This is a genomic window from Erwinia pyri (assembly GCF_030758455.1).
Lineage (GTDB): Bacteria > Pseudomonadota > Gammaproteobacteria > Enterobacterales > Enterobacteriaceae > Erwinia > Erwinia pyri.
Window position 1 is genome coordinate 524,088 of the sequence record NZ_CP132353.1, and the last position, 23,089, is coordinate 547,176.

Below are 23,089 nucleotides of genomic sequence, written 5' to 3' on the forward strand. Positions count from 1 at the left end.
CATCTCTGTGCCTGCCTGAAGTAGCGCATTCCTCTCTATTTATTTAAAGCGCCTGTGAAATAGGAAACCTGTGTCAGGTAAATAAGTTGTGATTAATCGCCATCTATTTCCTGTCGTTACCTGATATCGCCAGACGGCGAGTGCTTAAGCAGGCAATTCTTCTCACTGCTGCACCATGATGGTGCGATTAAAGCGTGAACGGTTGCGTGGGTCCCGGAGGCTTTTACGGTATGATTGCCCTATCGGGCTGGAAGGAACCTTTTATGAAACAAATTCGTCTGTTGGCACAATATTACGTCGATTTAATGGTGAAGTTAGGGCTGGTGCGCTTCTCTTTGCTGCTGGCTTCTGCGCTGGTTGTTCTGGCGATGATCGTCCAGATGGCGGTGACGATGGTGCTGCGCGGCCATGTTGAAAGTATCGACATGGTCCGCTCGGTCTTCTTTGGCTTACTGATCACCCCCTGGGCGGTCTACTTCCTCTCGGTGGTGGTGGAACAGCTTGAGGAGTCCCGGCAGCGCTTATCCCGGCTGGTTGATAAGCTTGAGGAGATGCGCCACCGCGATCTTGAGCTGAATCAGCAGATGAAGGAAAACATCACCCAACTGAACCAGGAAATAGCTGACCGTATCAAAGCTGAAGAGGCGCGTTTGCAGGTGATGGCCAAGCTGAAGGAAGAGATGGCGAGGCGTGAGGAGGCGCAAATCGAGCTTGAACAACAATCCTCCTTCCTGCGTTCGTTTCTTGATGCCTCTCCCGACCTGGTTTTCTATCGCAACATTGATCAGCAGTTTTCCGGCTGCAACCGCGCCATGGAGCTGCTTACGGGCAAAAGTGAAAAACAGCTTATTGGCCTGACGCCGCGAGACGTATATGACAATGATGCCGCCTCTAAAGTTTTAGAAACCGATGACAAAGTGTTCCGCCACAACGTATCGCTGACCTACGAGCAGTGGCTGCAGTATCCCGATGGGCGCAAAGCGTGCTTTGAGATACGTAAAGTCCCCTATTACGACCGTATTGGTAAACGCAGCGGGCTGATGGGCTTTGGACGCGATATAACGGAACGTAAGCGCTACCAGGACGCTTTAGAGAACGCCAGCAGGGAGAAGACCACTTTTATCTCCACCATCAGCCACGAGCTTCGTACGCCGCTTAATGGCATTGTGGGATTAAGCCGCATTCTGCTGGATACTGAGCTGAACAAAGAGCAGCTTAATTATCTTAAAACGATCCACGTCTCAGCCATCACGCTGGGCAACATTTTCAATGACGTGATCGAAATGGACAAAATCGAGCGGCGTAAAGTCCAGCTGGATATCCAGCCGGTTGACTTCACCGGTTTCCTGACCGATCTGGAAAATCTCTCCGGCTTACTGGTCCAGCCTAAGGGGCTGAAGTTCGTGCTGGAACCCGAGCTTCCTCTCCCACACCAAATCATGACCGATGGCACCAGGCTGCGACAGATCCTGTGGAACCTTATTGGGAATGCGGTGAAGTTTACCCAGCAGGGCAGCATCGTTGTCCGGGTGGCTTACCAGGGAGAAAGCTGCCTGCGGTTTGAAGTGGAAGATTCCGGCATGGGCATCCCCCAGGATGAGCAGGATAAAATTTTCGCTATGTACTATCAGGTGAAGGATCAGCGGGGCGGGAAACCCGCTACAGGGACTGGAATTGGTCTGGCGGTCTCACGTCGTCTTGCACAGAGTATGGGAGGAGATATCAGCGTTCATAGCGCGCCGGGTACAGGCTCCTGCTTCACGCTGACGGTTAATGCGCCACGTCTTGAAGAAGCGCCAGAGGAAGCAGAGCCTGACGACGATCTTCCGCTTCCTGCGCTCCACGTGCTGCTGGTGGAAGATATTGAATTGAACGTAGTGGTCGCGCGTTCGGTGCTTGAGAAGCTCGGCAACAGCGTAGAAGTGGCCATGACGGGTGGGGAAGCCCTTGAACTGTTCGACCCGGAAGAGTTTGACCTGGTGCTGCTGGATATTCAGCTGCCAGATATGACAGGGCTGGATGTGGCGAGGGAAATCCATCAGCGCTATGGCGATCGTCATCTGCCGCCGCTGGTCGCGCTGACGGCCAACGTGCTGAAAGATAAAAAAGAGTATCTGGATGCCGGAATGGATGATGTGCTGAGTAAGCCGCTGGCGGTGCCCGCCCTGACCGCCATCATCAAAAAGTATTGGGATTTTCAGCAGGAAGATGACGAGGAGCGAAAAGTGGACGAGAAGAAACTGGGACTGTTGGACGTGGCGATGCTGGAACAGTATATCGAACTGGTTGGCCCCCAGCTTATCCATCAAAGTCTGGAGATGTTTGAACAGATGATGCCTGGCTACCTTGAAGTGCTGGACTCTAATATGATGGCGCGCGATCAGAAAGGGATTGCTGAAGAGGGGCATAAAATCAAAGGGGCAGCAGGATCGGTCGGGCTGGTGCATTTGCAGCAGCTGGCGAAGCAGATCCAGAGCCCTGAACTGCCGGCCTGGTGGGACAATGTGCAGGAGTGGATCGATGAGCTCAAACAGGAGTGGCGTAACGATGTGGCGGTGTTACGTGAATGGGTTTCGGACGCTGGAAAAAAATGACCCCGACCGAAGCCGGGGTGCGCGAATACTGCGCCAACACCAGGGAAAAGGGTAACCTGCGCTATTCTGAGAAGAAGAGTTTAAAAGCACAGGCGCGGTATTGGGTAAAACGCTCAGGAAGTACCTTAGCAAATCCTGCATCACCTGTTACGAGATTCATTAAAATGTGTGATGTTGAGCAGCGATTTCAGACAGAAAACATTAATTTGATAACACAGTCAAGCGGGAAATGATTTTTCCCGTTAAATTGACTGTTTTTTGCACAAATATGACAAATTTCAGGGCTTATTCTTTAACGCCTGCCTGCCGAAGATGTTAAGGGCGCTAGCAGAGATGCTAATAAAATTTGCCATAAATCCGTAAAGTTTAACTGTTTGTATAACATGTTCTTTTTATGAGATCAGGGTCTCGGCTCTCGGTTGCGCCTCATGGCAACACCGGGAAGCGTTCACACAAGATAAGACCGATTGATTCAGGCGTTTTAAACGGCTTTAACAATCGGGAGAAATCAGCCGTTAAAAGGGCATGTTAAAAGGTCGGGTAGAGATTCTTAATGGGTTTCCTCCCTCTTAAGATGAATTTTGCAAAAGCTTACGCATGAAATTTATAAGCGTTGTAAATCATTCTTTTTCATCTTTAACGGTAATTATTCGCTTTACCGTAACAGGGAAAAAAGGTTCGTTTCAGGTATGGAACCGATTCCTTAAGTGCGGAAGTGGTTGAAGCAGATAGAACATTTAGGATTAAGCTGGGGAATAAACTGCCTGAACGCTATTTACAGCGTTCATCTGCTGAGGGCATTCGTTGCAAGAACGGGTGCGATCGGAGCGCTTCCCTGATGAGAATTGATAAGATAGTTATGGATATTATTGTATGAGAGCGTCTCAAAAAAAGGGGTTTCATCGTCTTAAATCCTGGCTTCTACGGGCTGTTTTTACCGTGGTGGGTTTCTGGGTTGCGGGGATTATTCTTTTCTCTTTTCTCCCGGTTCCCTTCTCCGCAGTGATGGCTGAAAGGCAGGCTGGTGCCTTGTTAAGGGGCGATTTCGGTTATGTCGCCCACTCCGACTGGGTAAGTATGGATGCCATTTCACCCTGGATGCCGCTCGCTGTTATCGCCTCGGAAGACCAGAAGTTTCCTGACCACTGGGGCTTTGATGTAGAGGCCATTCAGTCCGTACTGGACAGTGAAGGCGGCGGAAGGATCCGTGGGGCTTCCACGCTTTCCCAGCAAACGGCCAAGAATCTCTTTTTATGGGATGGAAGAAGCTGGGTACGGAAGGGGCTGGAAGCGGGATTAACGGTGGGGATTGAAACGGTATGGACGAAAAGGCGTATCCTGACGGTTTATCTTAATGTTGCCGAATTTGGTGAAGGCGTCTTTGGCGTTGAAGCCGCTGCGCAGCGCTACTTTCATAAACCGGCAAGCCGGTTGACGATGTCAGAAGCGGCGTTGCTGGCGGCAGTGTTGCCCAACCCCATCCGCTTCAGGGCCAGCGCGCCTTCAGGCTATGTTCGTCAGCGGCAGCAGTGGATTTTACGTCAGATGCGGCAGCTTGGAGGCGAGGGGTTCTTACTTCAGCATAAGCTGAAGTAGGCGGGGTGCAGCAGGCATGATATGTGCTTCATGCCTGTTGATACCATCAATCTTCGTCGAAGCCTGCGTTAAATAATTCAATAACCGCTTTCAGCGCCTGCTCTTCCTGAGGACCTGAAGCTTCAATTTCAATGTGCCCTCCCTTTGCCGAATCGAGCATCAGTAAGGCGATAACGCTGCTGGCTTCCGCCTCGGTACCGCTTTCGTTTCTCAGCAGCACTTCGGCATCAAAACTTTGTACCAGCTCAAACAGTTTCATTGCCGGGCGCGCATGCATTCCCAGCCTGTTTTGGATCTCTACGGTTTGCCTGACGGTCATTTGCGTTTTTCCAGCGTACGATGACGGGACTGCACATTTTTTCCACGTGAGCGGAAGTAATCAGCCAGCTGCTCGGCAATATAAACAGAACGATGTTTGCCGCCGGTACAACCGATGGCGACGGTAAGATAGCTGCGATTATTGGTTTCCAGCATCGGCAGCCACAGTTCAAGGTAGCTTCGCGTCTGGTAGATAAAGTTATGGACTTCAGTGTGACGATCGAGGAAAGCAGCCACGGGTCGATCCAGACCGGTCATGGGGCGCAGTTTAGGATCCCAGTGTGGGTTCGGCAGAAAGCGAACGTCAAAGACATAGTCAGCATCAATAGGGATGCCGTGCTTAAAGCCAAAGGATTCAAACACCATAGTCAGCTCACGCTCTCGTTTGCCCAGTAAACGCGTGCGCAGCATCTCAGCCAGCTCATGTACTGACATCTCTGAAGTATCGACAATGAGATCCGCTCGCGAGCGTAAGGGCTCGAGCAGATCGCTCTCTTCATCAATGGCGCTTTCCAGCGAGAGATTTTTGCTGGAGAGGGGATGCAGACGGCGCGTGTCGCTGTAACGGCGGATTAGCGTATTGCGATCGGCGTCGAGAAACAGCAGCTGAGGTGAAAAACACGCCGGCAGACTGGTCAGGGCTTTCTCAAAAATTTCTGGTGACTCAGGCATGTTGCGCACGTCGATGCTGACCGCCGCAGAGATATTCCTGTCGGCCAGAGAGTTCGCCAGCTCAGGGAGTAAAACTACGGGTAAGTTATCCACGCAGTAAAAGCCCATGTCCTCCAGCGCTCTTAAGGCGACAGATTTACCCGATCCCGATCGACCGCTGACAATCATCAGCACCATGACTTATTCTCCCGATTTTGCCTGTTCTCAGGCTTTTCACCCGGCGCCCGTGTCGGCCAGAGGCTGCCATGAGCCGGTATCAGCCAGCCCGGTGGCATCAGTGGCTCTCTTCAGGGCTTTCCGCCATGATTTCGTAAAGTTCTTCATCCGTCTGGGCCGCGCGTAAGCGACGGCAGACAGTTTTATCCGCCAGACGTTTTGCTACCAGCGAAAGCGTGTGCAGGTGGGTTTTGCACTGATCGGCTGGCACCAGTAAGGCGAAAAGCAGATCCACTGGTTGATTATCAATAGCATCAAAAGCAATAGGCTGATCCAGGCGAATAAAAACGCCTACCGCACGCAGGGTATCTTCAACCAGCTTGCCGTGCGGAATAGCGATGCCATTCCCGATGCCGGTACTTCCCATGCGTTCACGAGTCAGAATCGCTTCAAAGATGGTCTGGTGCGGAAGGTTCAGCTGCTTAGCCGCCAGCTCGCTGATGATTTCCAGCGCCCGCTTCTTACTCTGGCAATGTACGCCGCTGCGGGTGCAGGAGACGCTCAGGACCGAGCTCAGTTCCAGTGTTAATTCATTGTTCATCATAGTTTCACTTACGTGTTCACTTCTGCCTGGCAAAATGACTTAACCTTTCTGACCCCTGAAGGGGAGAGGGGGCTAAGGCACGACCGCACGGCCGATTGATTAACGGCCCGCTCCTGAAAGGAAACGAGCCGGCTATCATACGTCACCACTCATTGTTAAATAAGGGTGACGAAGAAATAATCAATGTTTGAGTGAAATTTAGTGCTGCTTCAGCTTGTCTTTGTGTTTATTAAGTTGGCGCGTCAGCTTATCCATCAGGCCGTCGATCGCCGCGTACATATCTTTTTCTTCCGAGGTGGCATGCAACTCACCGCCGTTCACATGTAGCGTAGCATCCGCTATCTGCGTGACCTTTTCGACCTTCAGAACAATGTAGACCTGGTTGATATGGTCAAAGTATTGCTCCAGCTTGGCAAATTTGGTGGTAACGAAATCCCGTAATGGTTCAGTGATTTCCACTTTATGGCCAGTGATATTGAGTTGCATATGCTCTTCCTTATCTGTTCGTTCAGACCAGCTGTTTACGCTGGTTTGAGGGCGGGATGGATAAAGACTCTCGGTACTTCGCGACGGTACGGCGCGCCACCATGATCCCCTGATCGGAAAGCAGAGTGGTGAGCTTACTGTCGCTCAGAGGTTTGGCGGGATTCTCCGCCGAGATTAATTTTTTAACCAATGCACGGATCGCCGTGGAGGAAGCTTCGCCTCCTCCCTCGGTACTGACGTGACTGGAGAAAAAATACTTCAGTTCAAAAATACCGCGTGGGCTGTGCAGATACTTCTGCGTGGTCACGCGGGAAATAGTGGATTCATGCATCTCTACAGCGCTGGCAATGTCGGCCAGCACCATCGGGCGCATAAACTCTTCGCCCTGTTCGAAAAAGGCCTGCTGCTGATCGACGATACAACGCGTGACTTTCAGCAGCGTATCGTTTCGGCTTTCCAGACTTTTAATCAGCCATTTCGCTTCCTGCAGATTACTGCGAATAAACTGGCTGTCGCTGTCATTGCGGGTGGTCCCGCTAAGCGCAGCGTACTGCTGATTGATTTTTAGTCTTGGCACGCTCTCTGAATTGAGTTCAACCATCCAGCGCTGACCCATTTTGCGTACCAGTACGTCCGGGATGACATATTCCGGCTCGGTAGTATTGATCGACTGACCAGGGCGCGGATCCAGCGTCTGGATAACCTGCATCGCCATTTTTAACACATCTTCTTTCAGCCGCGTGACGCGCATCAGGCTGCGGAAATCATGATTAGCCAGCAGATCCAGATGTTCGCTGACAATCAGCCGTGCTTCTTTCAGGCTTGGCGCGTCTGGAGCGAACTGCGAAAGCTGCACCAACAGACAATCACGCAGATCGCGGGCGCAAACGCCCACCGGGTCAAAGCGCTGGACGCGTTTTAACACCGCCTCCACTTCGTCCATGCTCAGCTCATCGTTACCGATGCTGTCCAGGATCTCCTCCAGGGAGGCGGTGAGATAACCCGTTTCATCCACGGCATCAACAATCGAGGTCGCTATCGCCCGGTCGGTCTCGGTAAAGGGCGTCAGCTCAACCTGCCACATCAGGTAGTCCTGTAGCGTTTGCGTGGTTTCGCCCTGATAGACCGGCAGCTCATCATCATGGTAATCAGTGCCGGTGCCTGAAGGCGTGCCGGCGGTGTAGATCTCATCCCAGGTCGCATCCAGAGGAAGCTCTTCCGGCATATCCTTCTGTTCCAGCGCTTCCCGGGTATCCAGCGCCTCTTTCTCCTGATACTCGCGCGCGTCCACTTCCTCATGAATGTCGGTTTGTTCAAGCAACGGGTTACTTTCCAGCGCCAGCTGAATTTCCTGCTGTAGTTCAAGCGTAGAGAGCTGCAACAGACGGATGGCCTGTTGCAGTTGTGGCGTCATGGCAAGCTGTTGGCTAAGCCTGAGTTGCAAACCTTGCTTCATATTCAGGATACTGATTCCTCGAAAATCTTACCGGGTTTTAACACCTTATCAGAGTCTGAACTCTTCGCCCAAATAGACTCGCTTAACTTGTTCATCCTCCAGAATCTCTTCTGGCGAGCCGTGTGCGATCAAATGCCCCTGGCTTACGATATAGGCACGCTCACACACCGCCAGCGTTTCACGCACGTTGTGATCGGTGATCAGCACGCCCAGCCCGCTGTCGCGCAGGTGCTCGATGATTTTTTTAATATCGATAACGGAGATAGGATCGACGCCTGCAAAAGGCTCATCAAGCAGAATGAATTTCGGGTTGGCCGCAAGGGCGCGAGCGATCTCGACGCGACGACGCTCTCCCCCTGACAACGCCTGCCCCAGACTGTTACGCAGATGCTCAATGTGGAACTCATTCATCAGCTCGTTGGCACGATCTTCACGCTGCTCAGTAGTCAGATCTTCGCGGATCTGCAGCACGGCCATTAAGTTGTCGTAGACGCTCAGGCGGCGAAAAATCGACGCTTCCTGCGGCAAATAACCAATCCCGCGGCGTGCACGAGCGTGCAGCGGCAGAATACTGATATCTTCGTCATCAATAATGATGCGGCCCGCATCACGCGGCACAATGCCTACCACCATGTAAAACGTGGTGGTTTTGCCCGCGCCGTTAGGGCCAAGCAGGCCAACAATCTCGCCGGATTTGACCTGTAAACTGACATCTTCGACCACGCGTCGGCCTTTGTAAGCCTTCGCCAGGTTTTCCGCAATTAAAGTAGCCATAGCTGATTAGTTACTCTTTTTTTGTCCGGAGGACTGGGTGCCTTTATCCTGCAGCTGAGAAGGGACCAGCACCGTGGTTACGCGCTTGCCGCTGCTGCCGTAAGCCTGCATCTTCTGCTCTTTTACCAGATAGGTGATGCGGTCGCCCTTCACGTTGCTGTCGAGCTGCTCCAGATAAGCGTTACCCGTCAGCTCGACAAAGTCTTTCGCCAGCTCGTAATGCATTTTCTGCGCATGGCCTTTCACCGGTTTACCATCATCCTGCAGCTGATAGAAGGTGGCCGGGTTGCCATAGGCATCCACGATAGTTTTATTGCTGTCGCCGCCAGGACGGGTGACGACCACTTTATCCGCGGTGATTTTGATCGAACCCTGGGTGACAATGACGTTACCCGTAAAGGTCGCCACGTTGCCCTGCATATCGAGAGCCTGATTTTCTGAGTCAACATTGACCGGCTTTTCGGAGTCTCCGGTCAGCGCCAGGGCTGGAAGACTGGCAGCCAGCAGCAGGCCGAGCGTCAGAAACTTAAGATTATTTTTCATTTTGGATTTCATAAGAGGTTTTGACCTTTTCAATCAACTCGGCAGTTTTCTTCCGTAAATTTCCACGCATCTTCATCCCCGTAGAGTTAAAGCTACGGCCATAAAGCGTCACCTGATCTTCCGATGTGACATCCTGCGTCACGAGGTTTACTACGGCATTATCGGTCTTAATCCGCTCAAGTTGAGCGTCTTGCGTCAGGCTGTTGACCTCAACGTGACCATAGAGATAGAGCATACGGTCATTGGTCAGTTTGGCTTTGTCGGCACGCACGGACCAGGTCGGAATTTTATTTTCATCGTAGGTGGTCATCACCGGGTTATCGAACCAGCTGACGGCTTCTGCGGAAAAATAGGTGACTTTATCGGAGACAAGCTTGTAGCTCAGGGCGCCCTGCGGGTTGTAAACCACCGTATTAGAGGTCTGGCTGGTATAGGTGGGTTCCTGATCGTTGCCGGCAACCGACGTTCCGTTATCGTCCGGTCCCGCCAGGTTCCAGCCGATCAGCACGATGGCCACCAGCGCCAGTAACAACGTAATCCAACGTCTGGTTTTACTCATACAGACTGCCCTTTGGCTTCATCAAACTTGTCCTGTGCCATCAAAATCAGATCGCAAATCTCACGAACGGCTCCGCGTCCGCCCGCAATGCGAGTGACATAGTTTGCACGGGGCAGCAGAACCGGATGGGCATCAGCCACGGCGACGCTAAGACCCGATTCCGCCATCACCGGCCAGTCAATCAGGTCGTCGCCAATATATGCCACCTGTTCGGGGCGAAGTGCTAGTGTATCCAGAAGTTCGCGGAAGGCCAAAAGCTTATCGGTTTGTCCCTGGTAAAGATGCGTAATCCCGAGCGTTGCACAGCGATCTTCCAGCAGTTTTGCTTTACGGCCAGTGATAATGGCGACCTCCACATCGGAGGTCAGCAGGCAGCGGATACCGTAACCATCGCGAACGTTGAACGCCTTCAGCTCTTCGCCATTATTGCCCTGATAAATCACGCCATCCGACATCACGCCGTCAACATCACAGATCAGCAGCCTGATATTGCGCGCGCGGTTCATCACTTCCTGGCTTACGTCGCCATAGCAGGTTTTTACCCAGCCTGTAACAGTACTCATTTGTCTCTTGTTCCTTGTTAAACCACGCCAGCGCGCAGCATGTCATGCATATGCACCACGCCCAGCAGCAGGTCGCCATCCGCCACCATCACCGCCGTAATGTTGCGGCTCTGCATCAGGTTCAGCGCATCCACAGCCAGCACATTAGGGCGCACCCGAATGCCGCCGGTGGTCATAACGCTGGCGATGCTGGCCGTCTGGATATCGATACCCATATCAAATACCCGACGTAAATCACCGTCGGTGAAGATGCCTTCGATTTTCATCAGGTCATTGCAAATCACCGTCATGCCCATGTTTTTACGGGTTATTTCCAGCAGAGCATCGCGCAGCGAGGCATCCCGGCTGACATGGGGGATCTCGTCGCCAGTATGCATAATATCATTGACGGTGAGCAGCAGCTTACGACCCAGTGCGCCGCCCGGATGGGAAAGGGCAAAATCTTCAGCGGTGAAGCCTCGCGCTTTCAGTAGGGCCACGGCCAGGGCGTCACCCATCACCAGCGTAGCCGTCGTGCTGGAGGTGGGGGCCAGGCCCAACGGGCAGGCTTCCTGCGGTACTTTAACACAGAGATGGATATCAGCGGCACGGCCCATTGCGCTGTCGGGTTTGCTGGTCATGCAGATCAACGACACGCGCAGCCGTTTGAGTACCGGGATCAGGGCCAGAATTTCTGAAGACTCGCCGGAGTTGGAGATGGCAATCACGATATCGCCCGCGCTGACCATGCCCAGATCGCCATGGCTCGCTTCGGCAGGGTGGACAAAGAAAGCCGGGGTGCCGGTGCTGGCAAAGGTAGCGGCCATCTTTTTGCCGATATGGCCCGATTTGCCTATTCCCATCACCACTACTTTCCCCAGGCAGCTGTAAATGCGTTCACAAGCCTGAGTAAAATCGTCGTTGATGTACTGGTCGAGCTGCTCAAGTCCCTGACGCTCAATGGTCAGAACATCTTTTCCAGCCTGCTGAAAGTCAAACCCGGGTTCAGGATTGCCAGGTGCCATATTTTCCATTCCTTTTTACCAGAGGGTAGCGGAGGGCAGCCAGTAGAGCAGGGCAACCCAGGCCACAAAACCAGAAAGCAGCAGTGCGCCAGCCACGCGGCCAATACAGCGGCTGCGTTGTAAGCAGATCAAGGTAAAGAGCGCACTAACGCCGAGCATTACCCAGTAATCCCGGGCAAAAGCGTGTATATCAATATCGCCCGGATGAATCAGTGCCGGAACGCCCAGCACAATGGCAATATTGTAGATGTTAGAGCCAATCAGATTGCCGATTGCGATATCATCTTCACCTTTCAACGCGCCGGCTATCACCGTGGCGAGTTCAGGCAGACTGGTGCCCACTGAAATCAGCGTCAGACCGATAACCAGTTCGCTGATGCCAAAGAAGTCCGCAATCACGGTGGCATTATCAATCACCATCCGCGTCGACATAGGGAGAATAATTAAGGCAACCGCCAGCCACAAAAACGCCACCGTGTTGCCGCTGTCATCCTGTGGCAGTTCAGCCAGCTGCTCACGCGTAAGTGAATCGTTGTTTTCACGCTCCGCTTTCCGCGCAATTTTTATAATGAAGAGTAAGTAAGCAATGGCGATAGCGATCAGCGCCAAACCGTCATGGCGACTGAGATTATTATCAAACAGCATGACGCCGCACAACAGCGTCACCAGCAGCATCAGCGGCAGTTCACGCCTGACCAGATTGGAGTGGACAGTCAGCGGATGGAGCAGCGCGGCCCCGCCAAGAATCAGCAGAATATTGGTGATATTCGACCCCATAGCGGTACCCACGGCGATATCCATCTGTCCATGCATCGCTGCCGAGAAAGAGACAATCAGCTCAGGTAACGAGGTGCCAATGCCTACCACCGTCATGCCAATAATCAAAGGAGGGATGCCTAACGCCCGGCTCAAAATAGCGGCGCTGAATACCAGACGATCTGCACCATAGACCAGCAAAACTAGACCGATAACTAATAGTGCTATTGCTACGAGCATGAAGTGTCCTTTGATCGGGTATAATCGTCGGCTCGCCTTGCGCGACGTGTAAAGCAAGGGCGTTAAGTTAATGTGCTGATTTTGACGGTCTGAAAGCAAAAAGTAAAACTTATGCCAACTTTAGCCACGTCTGCGAGGTAAGTTTCTGTAAAAGTGTCGTGACTGATAGGTTTTACGTTACCATCAGAACTAAATTATACGCCTGAAATCGTGGAGAGATAACTATGAGCCAGACGGAAACGAATTTGGTTGATGTTCGCGGCGTGAGCTTTGCGCGTGGCGATCGGCCTGTATTCGATAACATCTCGCTGACGGTTCCAAAAGGGAAAGTGACGGCCATTATGGGGCCATCAGGCATCGGTAAAACTACCCTGTTACGCCTTATTGGCGGGCAGTTACGCCCGGACCGGGGTGAAATCTGGTTCAACGGTGAAAACATTCCCAGCCTGTCTCGTTCGCGCTTATATGAAGCGCGAAAAAAGATGAGCATGCTGTTTCAGTCTGGGGCGCTGTTTACCGACCTCAGTGTCTTTGATAACGTCGCCTGGCCGCTGCGTGAACATACGCAACTTCCCCCACAGCTGCTACACAGTACGGTTATGATGAAGCTGGAAGCGGTTGGGTTGCGCGGAGCCGCGCAGCTGAAACCTTCGGAACTCTCTGGAGGCATGGCTCGCCGCGCTGCCCTGGCGCGCGCTATTGCGCTGGAGCCCGACCTGATTATGTTCGATGAGCCATTTGTCGGACAGGATCCCATCACCATGGGCGTGCTGGTTAAACTTATCGATGAGCTTAACCACTCCCTGGGCATGACCTGTATCGTGGTTTCGCACGACGTGCCGGAAGTGCTGAGCATTGCCGACTACGCCTATATCATTGCCGGGCAGAAAGTTATCGCTCAGGGCACGGCTAAGGCGCTGCATGAAAATGAAGACGCACGCGTACGTCAGTTTATCGATGGTATCGCCGATGGTCCGGTACCGTTTCGTTTTCCTGCAGGGGATTATCTGCAAGACTTAACCGGTCAGGGAGTTAACTAACAGATGTTATTACGTGCACTGGGACGGCAGGGAATCAATACCTGCGCTTCCTTTGGCCGCGCAGGATTAATGCTCTTTCATGCGCTGGTAGGCATTCCGCGCTTCCGAAAACATGCGCCGCTGGTGGTAAAACAGCTCTACAGTATTGGCGTGCTTTCGCTGCTAATTATTGTGGTGTCGGGTCTGTTTATCGGCATGGTGCTGGGCTTGCAGGGCTATCTGGTATTGAACACCTATGGCGCTGACAGCAGCCTTGGCATGCTGGTGGCGCTTTCGCTGCTGCGCGAACTCGGTCCAGTGGTGACAGCGTTGCTGTTTGCCGGACGGGCAGGTTCGGCGCTCACGGCTGAAATAGGGCTGATGAAAGCTACCGAACAGCTCTCCAGTATGGAGATGATGGCGGTTGATCCTCTGCGGCGCATTATTTCACCTCGTTTCTGGGCTGGTTTCATCAGCATGCCGTTGCTGACGCTAATCTTTGTGGCGGTGGGCATTATGGGCGGTGCCATCGTTGGCGTGAGCTGGAAAGGGATCGACAGCGGGTTCTTCTGGTCGGCAATGCAAAATGCCGTTGACGTTCGCGCTGACGTGGTGAACTGCGTGATCAAAAGTGCGGTGTTCGCCTTTACGGTCACCTGGATAGCCCTGTTTAACGGCTATGATGCTATCCCCACTTCAGAAGGGATTAGCCGGGCAACCACTCGCACTGTGGTACACGCCTCTCTGGCGGTACTCGGTTTAGATTTTGTGCTGACTGCACTGATGTTTGGGAACTGATTCAATGCAAACGAAAAAAAGCGAACTTTGGGTAGGGGCATTTTTACTGTTGGCGCTGTGCGCGGCACTTTTCCTCTGCCTGCGCGTGGCGGATTTGAAATCTCTGGGCAATGAGCCTACCTGGAAGCTGTATGCCACCTTCGATAATATTGGCGGCCTGAAGACGGGCTCTCCGGTAAAAATTGGCGGCGTGGTCATTGGGCGCGTCACCGATATTGCTCTGGATGACAAAACCTATTCACCACGCGTGTCGATGGATATTGAAGAAAAATATAATCAGCTTCCCGATACCAGCTCGCTGGCGGTCAGAACTTCCGGCTTGCTGGGTGAACAATACCTTGCGCTGAACGTAGGTTTTGACGACCCGGATATGGGAACGGCTATGCTTAAAGATGGCAGCACCGTACAGGACACCAAATCGGCGATGGTGCTGGAAGATCTGATTGGCCAGTTCTTGTATAAGAGCGGCAACGGTAACGACAATAAAGATGCATCGTCGGCGGCACCGGAAACTACCGGGCAACCCGCGCCGGCTGCAACCACTACTCCTTAAGAGGACAATCAATGTTTAAACGTTTCCTGATGGTGGCAATGCTGATTATTGCCCCGGTAGCAGCCAATGCCGCTGCAGATCAAACTAACCCTTATCAACTGATGAACGAGGCGGCAGGCAAAACTTTTACCCGTCTGAAAACAGAGCAGCCGAAGATTAAGCAGGATCCCAACTACCTGCGCCAGATCGTTCGCCAGGAGCTGCTGCCTTATGTACAGATTAAGTATGCCGGTGCGCTGGTGCTGGGTCGTTATTACAAAGACGCCACGCCAGCCCAGCGTGAAGCTTACTTCGCCGCCTTTGGTGATTATCTGGCGCAGGCCTATGGCCAGGCGCTCGCCCTCTATAATGGGCAGACTTACCAGATCGCACCAGAGCAGCCCTATGCGGATAAAAACATCATCGCTATTCGTGTGACCATTGTGGATCCCAACGGCCGCCCGCCCGTGCGCCTGGATTTCCAGTGGCGTAAAAACAGCCGTACCGGTGACTGGCAGGCGTATGACATGATCGCTGAAGGTGTTTCAATGATCACCACCAAACAGAATGAGTGGAGCGATACGCTGCGTCAGAAGGGCGTTGAAGGTCTGACTCAGCTACTGAAATCCTATGCTAATCAGCCGATTACTCTGGATAAAAAGCAATAATGAGCGAACAACTGAGCTGGCACCTTGAGGCGAATCAGTTACATCTTACCGGCGAGCTGCAGCGGGAAACGCTGCTGGCGCTCTGGGAACAGCGCGAGACAGTCATGAAACAGATCGATACAATCGACGTTTCGGCGCTGGAGCGGGTCGATTCTGCCGGGCTCGCCCTGCTGGTGCATTTGCGTCAGATTGCGCTGCAGCAGGGCAAAGCGCCGCTGTTTACAGGCGTCAACGATAAACTGCTGTCGTTAATCACCCTCTATAATTTGCAGCAGATTATTGTTTCTGAGCGCTAAAAAGCGCGTCTGAAACTGAACAGAATGAGCCCCTGTCCCCACAGGGGCTTTTTGCTTGTTTAAGATAGCGGCGCTTTCCACTAATATGTCTGCCTGTTTATCATCAACCTAATTTAGAAGCCTCATGGAAACTAGTGAAATTCAATCCGTGCTGATGGGCGCGTTAGCTTTGCAGGAAGTCCACGTCACTGGCGATGGCAGTCACTTTCAGGTTATCGCCGTAGGCGAACTGTTCGGTGAACTGAGCCGGGTCAAAAAACAGCAGACTGTCTATGCTCCGCTGATGGCGTACATCGCCGATAACCGCATCCATGCCGTATCGATCAAAACGTTTACCCCTGAAGAGTGGGCACGCGACCGTAAGCTGAATGGTTTTTAAGCTTCGCTGAGACCACCGCAGCAAGCTGCGGTGAGGCGGGCGGTACTTTATTGTTAAAAAAGAGAGCTGGTGCAATGGATAAATTTCGTGTGCAGGGTCCGACCCGTCTGAGCGGGGAAGTGACTATTTCCGGCGCTAAAAATGCAGCGCTGCCGATCCTGTTCGCCGCTCTGCTGGCGTCCGATCCTGTAGAGATTCAGAATGTCCCTAAACTCAAGGACATTGATACCACGCTGAAGCTGCTGGGTCAGCTTGGCGTGAAGGCGGAGCGTAATGGCTCGGTGCACCTTGATGCCAGCAACGTAGATATTTACTGCGCGCCGTATGAACTGGTGAAAACCATGCGCGCCTCTATCTGGGCGCTGGGTCCGCTGGTGGCCCGCTTTGGTCAGGGACAGGTTTCTCTGCCCGGTGGATGCGCCATTGGTGCCCGCCCTGTTGATCTGCACATTACCGGCCTTGAGCAGTTAGGCGCGGTGATCAAGCTGGAAGAAGGCTACGTTAAAGCCTCTGTTGACGGCCGCCTGAAAGGGGCACACATCGTAATGGATAAGGTCAGCGTTGGCGCAACCGTGACCATTATGAGTGCGGCTACCCTGGCAACCGGCGTTACGGTCATTGAGAATGCTGCGCGTGAGCCGGAAATTGTCGACACCGCCAACTTCCTGAATACGCTGGGTGCGAAAATCACCGGTGCAGGCAGCGATCGTATTACTATCGAGGGCGTGGAGCGTCTGGGCGGCGGTGTTTATCGCGTGTTACCCGATCGCATCGAGACCGGGACTTTCCTGATCGCAGCGGCCATTTCTGGCGGTAAAGTGGTTTGTCGTGCTACTCAGCCTGATACGCTGGATGCCGTCCTGGCAAAACTGCGCGAGGCGGGTGCGGAAATTGAAACCGGTGAAGACTGGATAAGCCTGGACATGCATGGCAAGCGTCCTAAAGCGGTCAACTTCCGTACTGCGCCGCACCCGGGTTTCCCAACGGATATGCAGGCACAGTTCAGCCTGTTGAATCTGGTGGCGGAAGGGACAGGCGTGATCACCGAAACGATCTTTGAAAACCGCTTTATGCACATCCCTGAGCTGATCCGTATGGGCGCTCATGCGGAGATTGAGAGCAATACGGCTATCTGTCACGGTGTTGAAAAACTCTCTGGTGCCCAGGTCATGGCGACCGATCTTCGGGCTTCTGCCAGCCTGGTTCTGGCAGGCTGCATTGCCGAAGGGACAACCATTGTGGACCGCATCTATCATATCGATCGCGGCTACGAGCACATTGAAGATAAGCTGAAAGCGATGGGCGCGAACATCGAGCGCGTGCGCGGCGAAGAGTAATCCTCTTTTTGAATCAGCCTGAAAGGCGGTAGGAAACTACCGCCTTTTTTATTATCTCATCAGCTTTTTACGATCGATCAGCTGCCGGGTGTGAGGATCGTAATACCGGCTTGGCCAGATTTCAGCAGGATGAATATTCAACGCATTGGCGATCAGCCATTCGCCTTTCGGCCATGGGCGGAAAAGGGCGTTTGCCAGCGTGGATGAGCTCAGCCCCGCCTCTCTGGAGACGCCAGCAAGACTGGTCCCCCTTTTGCGCAGGTTCGCGATAATATCTGCGTTATGCCAATCTTGTTTATCTTTACACATATGTGTTTCCTCCTTGTACACACAACAACATTGCTATGAAGGGCCTCAAACCGGGCGGACAGAGCGCTGTGCCATGGCAGTGCGCGACAATCCGCTTCAGAAACCCCGAATGTTTTTATAACAATAATTGGTTATTAATTTCCAATAGTTTCTGAATAAGGGTGTGGATTTGTGCCCGGTCGCGCAAAAGTTACGCAAACCTCTAAGTCGTTACATTCAGGCAGAGAGAGCGGTAAGAGCCGGGGTACAAGAGAAAAGGGAAGGGAAAGAGGTGAAAAGCGCGGCTGCCCGCGCTTGTGGGATCAGAATTCGCGCTGCACTGACATATGTGCCAGCGCTTCCAGAGCGCTGCGCCATGGAGATTCCGGCAGCGCCTTCAGCGCGGCGATAGCCTTGTCAGCTTCATTCTCTGCGGCCTGGCGCGTCCATTCCAGCGAACCACACTGGCGCATGGTTTCCAGAACGGGTTCCAGTAAATGGCGGCCGTTACCCTGTTCAATGGCTTCTCTGATCAGCTGTGACTGCTCAGCATTTCCATTGCGCATGGCGTGCAGCAGGGGCAGGGTAGGTTTACCTTCACTCAGGTCATCGCCGACGTTTTTACCCAGCGTTTTGCCATCCGCACTGTAATCGAGCAAATCATCAATCAGCTGGAAAGCGGTACCGAGATAGCGTCCGTAATCCTGCAGCGCTTTTTCCTGCTCGGAAGATGCGTCGGCAAGAATGGCTGAGGATTGGGCTGCTGCTTCAAACAGACGGGCCGTTTTACTGTAGATAACCCGCATATAGCTCTCTTCAGTAATATCCGGGTCGTTGCAGTTCATCAGCTGCAACACTTCGCCTTCCGCGATAACGTTCACCGCTTCCGACATCAGCGCCAGAACGCGAAGAGAGCCGAGACTGGTCATCATCTGGAAAGCGCGCGTATAGATGAAGTCGCCCACCAGCACGCTGGCCGCGTTGCCAAAAGCCGCATTCGCCGTGGCTTTCCCTCTGCGCATATCCGATTCGTCCACCACATCATCATGAAGCAGCGTGGCGGTATGGATAAACTCAATCAGGGCTGCCACGGTAACATGTTGTTTACCAGTATAATTAACGGCGCGCGCCGCTAACACAGCAATCATCGGGCGGATGCGTTTGCCTCCACCACTGATGATGTAGTAACCCAGCTGATTGATGAGGGAAACCTCTGAATTCAGCTGTTCGAGTATGGTTGCATTGACGTCCGCCATGTCTTGCGCGGTGAGTTCGTTTATCTGTTCTAAGTTCATCAGTCTGTTCGGCTATTGCTCAGTATGCTGCTATGATAAGCGTCTTTACCCGTGCCTGCGGCATATAATGTATAACAGATTGTACTGGAAAATCGCCGCAACGAAACAATTGCCTGTGCTATGTGTTTTTTTTCTGCAATACAGCGCATCAGGCACTTGTCATTACGAGTGAACTTGCGTAGAATTCGCGCCCTATTGTGAATATTTATAGCGCAGCCTGAAACCAAGACGGCAAGCGCGAGAGCGGAGTTTTATATGTACGCGGTTTTCCAAAGTGGTGGTAAACAACACCGAGTAAGCGAAGGTCAGACCGTTCGCCTGGAAAAGCTGGACATCGCAACCGGCGAAACGATTGAATTCGACCAGGTTCTGATGATTGCCAACGGTGAAGACGTGACAATTGGCGCGCCTTTAGTTTCAGGTGGCGTGATCAAGGCAGAAATCATTGCCCATGGTCGTGGCGACAAAATCAAGATTGTTAAGTTCCGTCGTCGTAAACACTACCGTAAGCAGCAGGGTCACCGTCAGTGGTTCACTGATGTGAAGATCACTGGCATCAGCGCCTAAGAGGAGATCTGACAAATGGCACACAAAAAGGCTGGCGGCTCCACTCGAAATGGTCGCGATTCCAATGCAAAACGTCTCGGCGTTAAGCGTTTCGGCGGCGAAGCCGTACTGGCAGGTAGCATCATCGTTCGTCAGCGTGGAACCAAATTCCATGCGGGTACCAACGTAGGCTGCGGCCGTGACCACACCCTGTTTGCAACTGCAGACGGCAAGGTCAAATTCGAAGTGAAAGGCCCGAACAACCGTAAATTCATCAGCATTGTTGCTGAATAAGGTTTTCGTGCCTGAAAGCGGTACCTGATACCGCTTTCTGCAGCGAATCTGAAAGCCCCGCTATGATTGCGGGGCTTTTTACATTCTGCCTTCCGCCCCCGGCGTAATTCCACCTGAGGGTTCACAGTAAACAGCGTTTTTACTGTACACTTTATACTCAGCTGCACAATGTCTTGAGGCGGATCCCCTTTCTGGAATCGACGCGAAGACAGATTCTGCGGCGCCAGACGTTCCGTCACCAGGCATCTTTGTTTGCCACGACGGATCACCCCCGGTTGCGCCTACCCGTGCCGGGCGAATGATTTACGGAGAAGTAACATGAAGTTTGTTGATGAAGCAACGATCCTCGTTGCTGCGGGCGATGGCGGCAATGGCTGCGTCAGCTTCCGTCGTGAAAAATATATCCCAAGAGGCGGTCCGGACGGCGGCGACGGTGGTGACGGCGGCGATGTCTATATGCAGGCCGACGAAAACCTCAATACCCTGATCGACTACCGTTTTGAAAAATCTTTCCGTGCTGAGCGTGGCCAGAACGGCCAGAGCCGTGACTGTACCGGCAAACGCGGCAAAGATATCATTATCAAAGTGCCGGTGGGCACCCGCATCATCGATCAGGGTACTGGCGAAACGCTGGGCGATATGATGACGCATGGTCAGGTACAGATGGTCGCTAAAGGCGGCTGGCATGGCCTGGGCAATACCCGCTTTAAGTCCTCTGTTAACCGTTCTCCGCGTCAGAAAACGATGGGGACGCCGGGCGAAAAGCGCGATCTTCAGCTGGAACTGATGCTGCTGGCCGATGTGGGCATGCTGGGCTTGCCTAATGCCGGCAAGTCGACCTTTATCCGCGCCGTCTCTGCCGCTAAGCCGAAAGTAGCGGACTATCCGTTTACCACGCTGGTACCGAGCCTTGGCGTGGTGCGTATGGACAGCGAGCAGAGCTTCGTTATTGCCGATATTCCCGGCCTGATTGAAGGCGCTTCTGATGGCGCAGGCCTCGGCATTCGCTTCCTGAAGCACCTTGAACGCTGCCGCGTGCTGTTACACACCATTGACCTGGCGCCGATTGATGAATCGGACCCGGTTGAGAATGCGCGCATCATCCTTGGCGAGCTGGAAAAATACAGCGAGAAACTGTTTAACAAACCGCGCTGGCTGGTGTTCAACAAGGTCGACCTGCTGGATCAGGAAGAGGCCGAGGCGCGCGCTAAAGCGATCGCTGAAGCGCTGGGCTGGACCGACAAGTACTACCTGATTTCTGCTGCTAACCGCACAGGCGTCACGCCGCTGTGCTGGGATGTGATGTCCTTCATTATCGCTAATCCCAAGGAAGCGGAAGAAGAGCAGAAGCAGCCTGAAAAAGTGGAATTCATGTGGGACGACTACCATCGTCAGCAGCTGGAAGAAGCTGAAGCCGAGTCAGAAATCGAAGTGGAAGATGATGACTGGGATGACGACTGGGATGAAGAAGATGACGAAGGCGTCGAAATCATCTACAAGCGTTAATGCTCAGGGACACATTATGTGTCCCTTTTTTTATGGCCGTTGTGCAGTGTCTCTCTTTGAGGCGTTAATCATTCTCTGCGCCTTCGCCTGACGTCTAATTAAGCCGCTGCGGTAGCCAGCAGCTGGCGTCCAGGCCCTGACGATCGTGGCGGTTGGTTAAGCGAAGCTCGCCATGATGAAGCTGGGTAATACGCTGAACAATATTCAGGCCCAGCCCGCTGCCACCAAACCGCTGATCCATTCTTCTGAAGGCTTTGGTCAACTCCTGGGAGGCAGTGGGATCGATGCCCGGCCCCTCATCTCTGACGGTAAAGCTGCTGCCGTCCTGTTCCTGTTGGGCCATCAGGGTGATATGGCTGCCTTCCGGACTGTACCGAGAGGCGTTTTCGATCAGATTACGCACCATCAGGCGCAGTAAAACGGCATCGCCCTGAACCTCCAGCGACAGATCGCCGGTTACCTGCAGCGTCTGCTGACGGCCGGCAAGCATCTCATTCATTTCCAGCTCAAGCGGCTTAAAAACGGTTTCCCAGCTCACTACCTGATAATGCCCACCTGCCAGCGCCTGGCCCGCGCGTGAGAGCATCAGCAGCTGTTCAATGACGTGCATTAGCTGATCGATACGCTCAACCAGCATCGGTCCCTGAGCCACACCCTGTTGTCCGAGCAGTTCAAGGTGCAGCCGCAGGCCTGCAAGCGGTGTACGCAGTTCATGGGCGGCATCGGCAGTGAAAAGCCGCTCCTGCTGCAGCGTATGATCCAGCCTGCCCAGAAGCTGATTCAGCGCCCGCGTCACGGCGGCTATTTCATCCATGTCGGAGAAATGGGGAAGGGGAGTGAGATTATCAGCAGAACGCTCGGAGAGGCTGTTTTGCAGCAACTTCAACGGCCGGACAATCCAGCTTATCGCCCAGAACGAGAGCAGCAGGGTAAAGCAGACCATGACCAGCGAAGGCAATAACAGGGAGGCGATCGCTTCCCTGATTTCACCTTCAACATGCTCATTGCGGGAATGGGCAGAGAGCGTCTCGTTGACCAGAAAGCCGATCTGCTCACGACTTTCGTGCCACAGCCAGGCTGCACTCATCATCTGGCAGGAGAGCAGGATCAGCGCCAGCATAATCAGCAATCGCCGACGCATGCTGTTCAAGCGCGGTTTTCCAGCCGGTAACCCACGCCGCGCACCGTTTTAATACGGTCCTTACCTAACTTGCGGCGAAGATTATGAATATGCACCTCCAGCGTATTGGAGCCGTTATCGTCCTGCCAGCTATAAAGATCCTGCTGCAGCGTTTCACGGTGCACGGTTTGATCGATGCGCATCAGCAAGCGGGTAAGCAGCGCAAACTCCTTCGGCGTGATTTCCACCGGCTGCGTGTCGAGCCAGACCTGCTGTGATGAGAGGTTCAGCGACAAATCACCATGCTGCAGAAGATTGTCGCTGCGTCCCTGATAACGGCGGATCAGCGCGCGCACTCTCGCCTTGAGTTCCGCAAGGGCGAACGGCTTGACCAGATAGTCATCGGCACCCGCATCCAGACCTTCAACCCGGTCTTCCAGCGCATCACGGGCTGTCAGAATCAACACCGGCAGGTCAATATGCTCTTTGCGCCACTGCCGCAGCAGCTCCCCTCCATCACGATCCGGCAGGCCAAGATCGAGCACTATCAGACTGTACTGGCCAGCCTGCAGCAGCGCGCAGGCTTCTGCCGCTTTAGTCGCAGCATCCACGGCATAGCCTTCACTGGTGAGCGCCTGAACCAGGCCGCCCAGCAGCAGTGCATCATCTTCAACAATCAGCAGTTTCATT

The 23,089-nt window shown here is 53.3% G+C and carries 28 protein-coding genes; 13 read left to right on the top strand and 15 right to left on the bottom strand.

The window, feature by feature from the left end; all coding sequences use genetic code 11:
• The first annotated feature begins 263 nt into the window (after positions 1-263).
• The 3 genes from arcB to mtgA all read left to right on the top strand — a co-directional run bounded on the left by arcB (position 264) and on the right by mtgA (position 4,190).
• The gene (gene arcB / locus Q3V30_RS02490) at positions 264-2,594 is read left to right on the top strand and encodes an aerobic respiration two-component sensor histidine kinase ArcB (protein WP_306210153.1); all 2,331 of its coding nucleotides are present in this window, start codon (positions 264-266) and stop codon (positions 2,592-2,594) included.
• Entirely contained in the window at positions 2,591-2,827 is a 237-nt protein-coding gene (locus tag Q3V30_RS02495; RefSeq protein ID WP_306210155.1) for a hypothetical protein, read from the top strand. The genes arcB and Q3V30_RS02495 overlap by 4 nt, the downstream gene beginning before the upstream one ends.
• A gap of 640 nt (positions 2,828-3,467) precedes the next feature.
• A complete protein-coding gene (gene mtgA, locus Q3V30_RS02500; protein ID WP_306210157.1) occupies positions 3,468-4,190 on the top strand; it encodes a monofunctional biosynthetic peptidoglycan transglycosylase in 723 nt (240 codons plus the stop codon).
• A gap of 46 nt (positions 4,191-4,236) precedes the next feature.
• On the opposite strand, the gene npr is transcribed toward mtgA, so the two are convergent.
• The 11 genes from npr to Q3V30_RS02555 form a co-directional block, all read right to left on the bottom strand.
• Positions 4,237-4,509, bottom strand: a complete 273-nt coding sequence (gene npr / locus Q3V30_RS02505; RefSeq protein ID WP_306210159.1) for a PTS phosphocarrier protein NPr — start codon at positions 4,507-4,509, stop codon at positions 4,237-4,239.
• Positions 4,506-5,357 (bottom strand): RNase adapter RapZ, encoded by an 852-nt coding sequence (rapZ, locus tag Q3V30_RS02510; protein WP_306210161.1) that lies wholly within the window; start codon positions 5,355-5,357, stop codon positions 4,506-4,508. The genes npr and rapZ overlap by 4 nt, the downstream gene beginning before the upstream one ends.
• A 97-nt stretch (positions 5,358-5,454) precedes the next feature.
• The gene (gene ptsN / locus Q3V30_RS02515; RefSeq protein WP_306213038.1) at positions 5,455-5,937 is read right to left on the bottom strand and encodes a PTS IIA-like nitrogen regulatory protein PtsN; all 483 of its coding nucleotides are present in this window, start codon (positions 5,935-5,937) and stop codon (positions 5,455-5,457) included.
• A gap of 201 nt (positions 5,938-6,138) precedes the next feature.
• Positions 6,139-6,426, bottom strand: coding sequence for a ribosome hibernation promoting factor (hpf, locus tag Q3V30_RS02520; RefSeq protein WP_306210163.1), 288 nt, complete (start codon positions 6,424-6,426; stop codon positions 6,139-6,141).
• A 22-nt stretch (positions 6,427-6,448) separates the two neighbouring features.
• On the bottom strand, positions 6,449-7,882 hold the full coding sequence (gene rpoN / locus Q3V30_RS02525) for an RNA polymerase factor sigma-54 (protein ID WP_306210165.1): 1,434 nt from the start codon (positions 7,880-7,882) through the stop codon (positions 6,449-6,451).
• Positions 7,883-7,930: 48 nt separating this feature from the next.
• Positions 7,931-8,656, bottom strand: coding sequence for an LPS export ABC transporter ATP-binding protein (gene lptB / locus Q3V30_RS02530; protein ID WP_306210168.1), 726 nt, complete (start codon positions 8,654-8,656; stop codon positions 7,931-7,933).
• A 6-nt stretch (positions 8,657-8,662) separates the two neighbouring features.
• The gene (lptA, locus tag Q3V30_RS02535; RefSeq protein WP_306210170.1) at positions 8,663-9,211 is read right to left on the bottom strand and encodes a lipopolysaccharide ABC transporter substrate-binding protein LptA; all 549 of its coding nucleotides are present in this window, start codon (positions 9,209-9,211) and stop codon (positions 8,663-8,665) included.
• Positions 9,189-9,758 carry an LPS export ABC transporter periplasmic protein LptC gene (gene lptC / locus Q3V30_RS02540; protein ID WP_306210172.1) on the bottom strand — a complete coding sequence of 190 codons (570 nt, stop codon included), beginning with the start codon at positions 9,756-9,758 and terminating at the stop codon, positions 9,189-9,191. The genes lptA and lptC overlap by 23 nt, the downstream gene beginning before the upstream one ends.
• Positions 9,755-10,321 carry a 3-deoxy-manno-octulosonate-8-phosphatase KdsC gene (kdsC, locus tag Q3V30_RS02545; RefSeq protein ID WP_306210174.1) on the bottom strand — a complete coding sequence of 189 codons (567 nt, stop codon included), beginning with the start codon at positions 10,319-10,321 and terminating at the stop codon, positions 9,755-9,757. Before kdsC ends, lptC begins: the two co-directional genes overlap by 4 nt.
• 17 nt (positions 10,322-10,338) lie before the next feature.
• Positions 10,339-11,325 (bottom strand): arabinose-5-phosphate isomerase KdsD, encoded by a 987-nt coding sequence (kdsD, locus tag Q3V30_RS02550; RefSeq protein WP_306210175.1) that lies wholly within the window; start codon positions 11,323-11,325, stop codon positions 10,339-10,341.
• A gap of 15 nt (positions 11,326-11,340) precedes the next feature.
• Positions 11,341-12,321, bottom strand: coding sequence for a calcium/sodium antiporter (locus Q3V30_RS02555; RefSeq protein ID WP_306210177.1), 981 nt, complete (start codon positions 12,319-12,321; stop codon positions 11,341-11,343).
• Between the two features lie 224 nt (positions 12,322-12,545).
• Here Q3V30_RS02555 and mlaF point away from each other — a divergent pair, with 224 nt between their 5' ends.
• The 7 genes from mlaF (at position 12,546) to murA (ending at position 17,350) form a co-directional block, all read left to right on the top strand.
• Positions 12,546-13,361 (top strand): phospholipid ABC transporter ATP-binding protein MlaF, encoded by an 816-nt coding sequence (gene mlaF / locus Q3V30_RS02560; RefSeq protein WP_306210180.1) that lies wholly within the window; start codon positions 12,546-12,548, stop codon positions 13,359-13,361.
• A gap of 3 nt (positions 13,362-13,364) precedes the next feature.
• Positions 13,365-14,138 (top strand): lipid asymmetry maintenance ABC transporter permease subunit MlaE, encoded by a 774-nt coding sequence (gene mlaE, locus Q3V30_RS02565; protein WP_306210182.1) that lies wholly within the window; start codon positions 13,365-13,367, stop codon positions 14,136-14,138.
• A 4-nt stretch (positions 14,139-14,142) separates the two neighbouring features.
• Positions 14,143-14,691: an outer membrane lipid asymmetry maintenance protein MlaD gene (mlaD, locus tag Q3V30_RS02570; protein WP_306210185.1), complete on the top strand. Its 549-nt coding sequence runs from the start codon at positions 14,143-14,145 to the stop codon at positions 14,689-14,691.
• 11 nt (positions 14,692-14,702) lie between these two features.
• Positions 14,703-15,338 carry a phospholipid-binding protein MlaC gene (mlaC, locus tag Q3V30_RS02575; RefSeq protein ID WP_306210187.1) on the top strand — a complete coding sequence of 212 codons (636 nt, stop codon included), beginning with the start codon at positions 14,703-14,705 and terminating at the stop codon, positions 15,336-15,338.
• Positions 15,338-15,634, top strand: coding sequence for a lipid asymmetry maintenance protein MlaB (gene mlaB, locus Q3V30_RS02580; protein WP_306210189.1), 297 nt, complete (start codon positions 15,338-15,340; stop codon positions 15,632-15,634). The genes mlaC and mlaB overlap by 1 nt, the downstream gene beginning before the upstream one ends.
• A 124-nt stretch (positions 15,635-15,758) precedes the next feature.
• Entirely contained in the window at positions 15,759-16,013 is a 255-nt protein-coding gene (gene ibaG, locus Q3V30_RS02585) for a BolA family iron metabolism protein IbaG (protein ID WP_306210191.1), read from the top strand.
• A gap of 74 nt (positions 16,014-16,087) precedes the next feature.
• Entirely contained in the window at positions 16,088-17,350 is a 1,263-nt protein-coding gene (gene murA / locus Q3V30_RS02590) for a UDP-N-acetylglucosamine 1-carboxyvinyltransferase (protein ID WP_306210193.1), read from the top strand.
• Between the two features lie 51 nt (positions 17,351-17,401).
• Here the strand turns inward: murA and Q3V30_RS02595 are convergent, their stop codons facing one another.
• Entirely contained in the window at positions 17,402-17,659 is a 258-nt protein-coding gene (locus Q3V30_RS02595) for a helix-turn-helix domain-containing protein (protein ID WP_306210195.1), read from the bottom strand.
• A gap of 302 nt (positions 17,660-17,961) precedes the next feature.
• Entirely contained in the window at positions 17,962-18,933 is a 972-nt protein-coding gene (ispB, locus tag Q3V30_RS02600) for an octaprenyl diphosphate synthase (RefSeq protein WP_306210197.1), read from the bottom strand.
• Between the two features lie 255 nt (positions 18,934-19,188).
• On the opposite strand from ispB, the gene rplU reads away from it, so the two are divergent.
• The 3 genes from rplU to cgtA all read left to right on the top strand — a co-directional run bounded on the left by rplU (position 19,189) and on the right by cgtA (position 21,279).
• A complete protein-coding gene (gene rplU / locus Q3V30_RS02605) occupies positions 19,189-19,500 on the top strand; it encodes a 50S ribosomal protein L21 (RefSeq protein ID WP_024966679.1) in 312 nt (103 codons plus the stop codon).
• Positions 19,501-19,515: 15 nt separating this feature from the next.
• A complete protein-coding gene (rpmA, locus tag Q3V30_RS02610) occupies positions 19,516-19,773 on the top strand; it encodes a 50S ribosomal protein L27 (RefSeq protein ID WP_306210199.1) in 258 nt (85 codons plus the stop codon).
• 318 nt (positions 19,774-20,091) lie between these two features.
• A complete protein-coding gene (gene cgtA, locus Q3V30_RS02615) occupies positions 20,092-21,279 on the top strand; it encodes an Obg family GTPase CgtA (protein ID WP_306210201.1) in 1,188 nt (395 codons plus the stop codon).
• Between the two features lie 94 nt (positions 21,280-21,373).
• Here cgtA and pmrB read toward each other — a convergent pair whose 3' ends face one another.
• Positions 21,374-22,429 (bottom strand): two-component system sensor histidine kinase PmrB, encoded by a 1,056-nt coding sequence (pmrB, locus tag Q3V30_RS02620; protein WP_306210203.1) that lies wholly within the window; start codon positions 22,427-22,429, stop codon positions 21,374-21,376.
• Entirely contained in the window at positions 22,426-23,088 is a 663-nt protein-coding gene (gene pmrA, locus Q3V30_RS02625; RefSeq protein ID WP_306210205.1) for a two-component system response regulator PmrA, read from the bottom strand. The genes pmrB and pmrA overlap by 4 nt, the downstream gene beginning before the upstream one ends.
• Position 23,089: the final 1 nt, after the last annotated feature.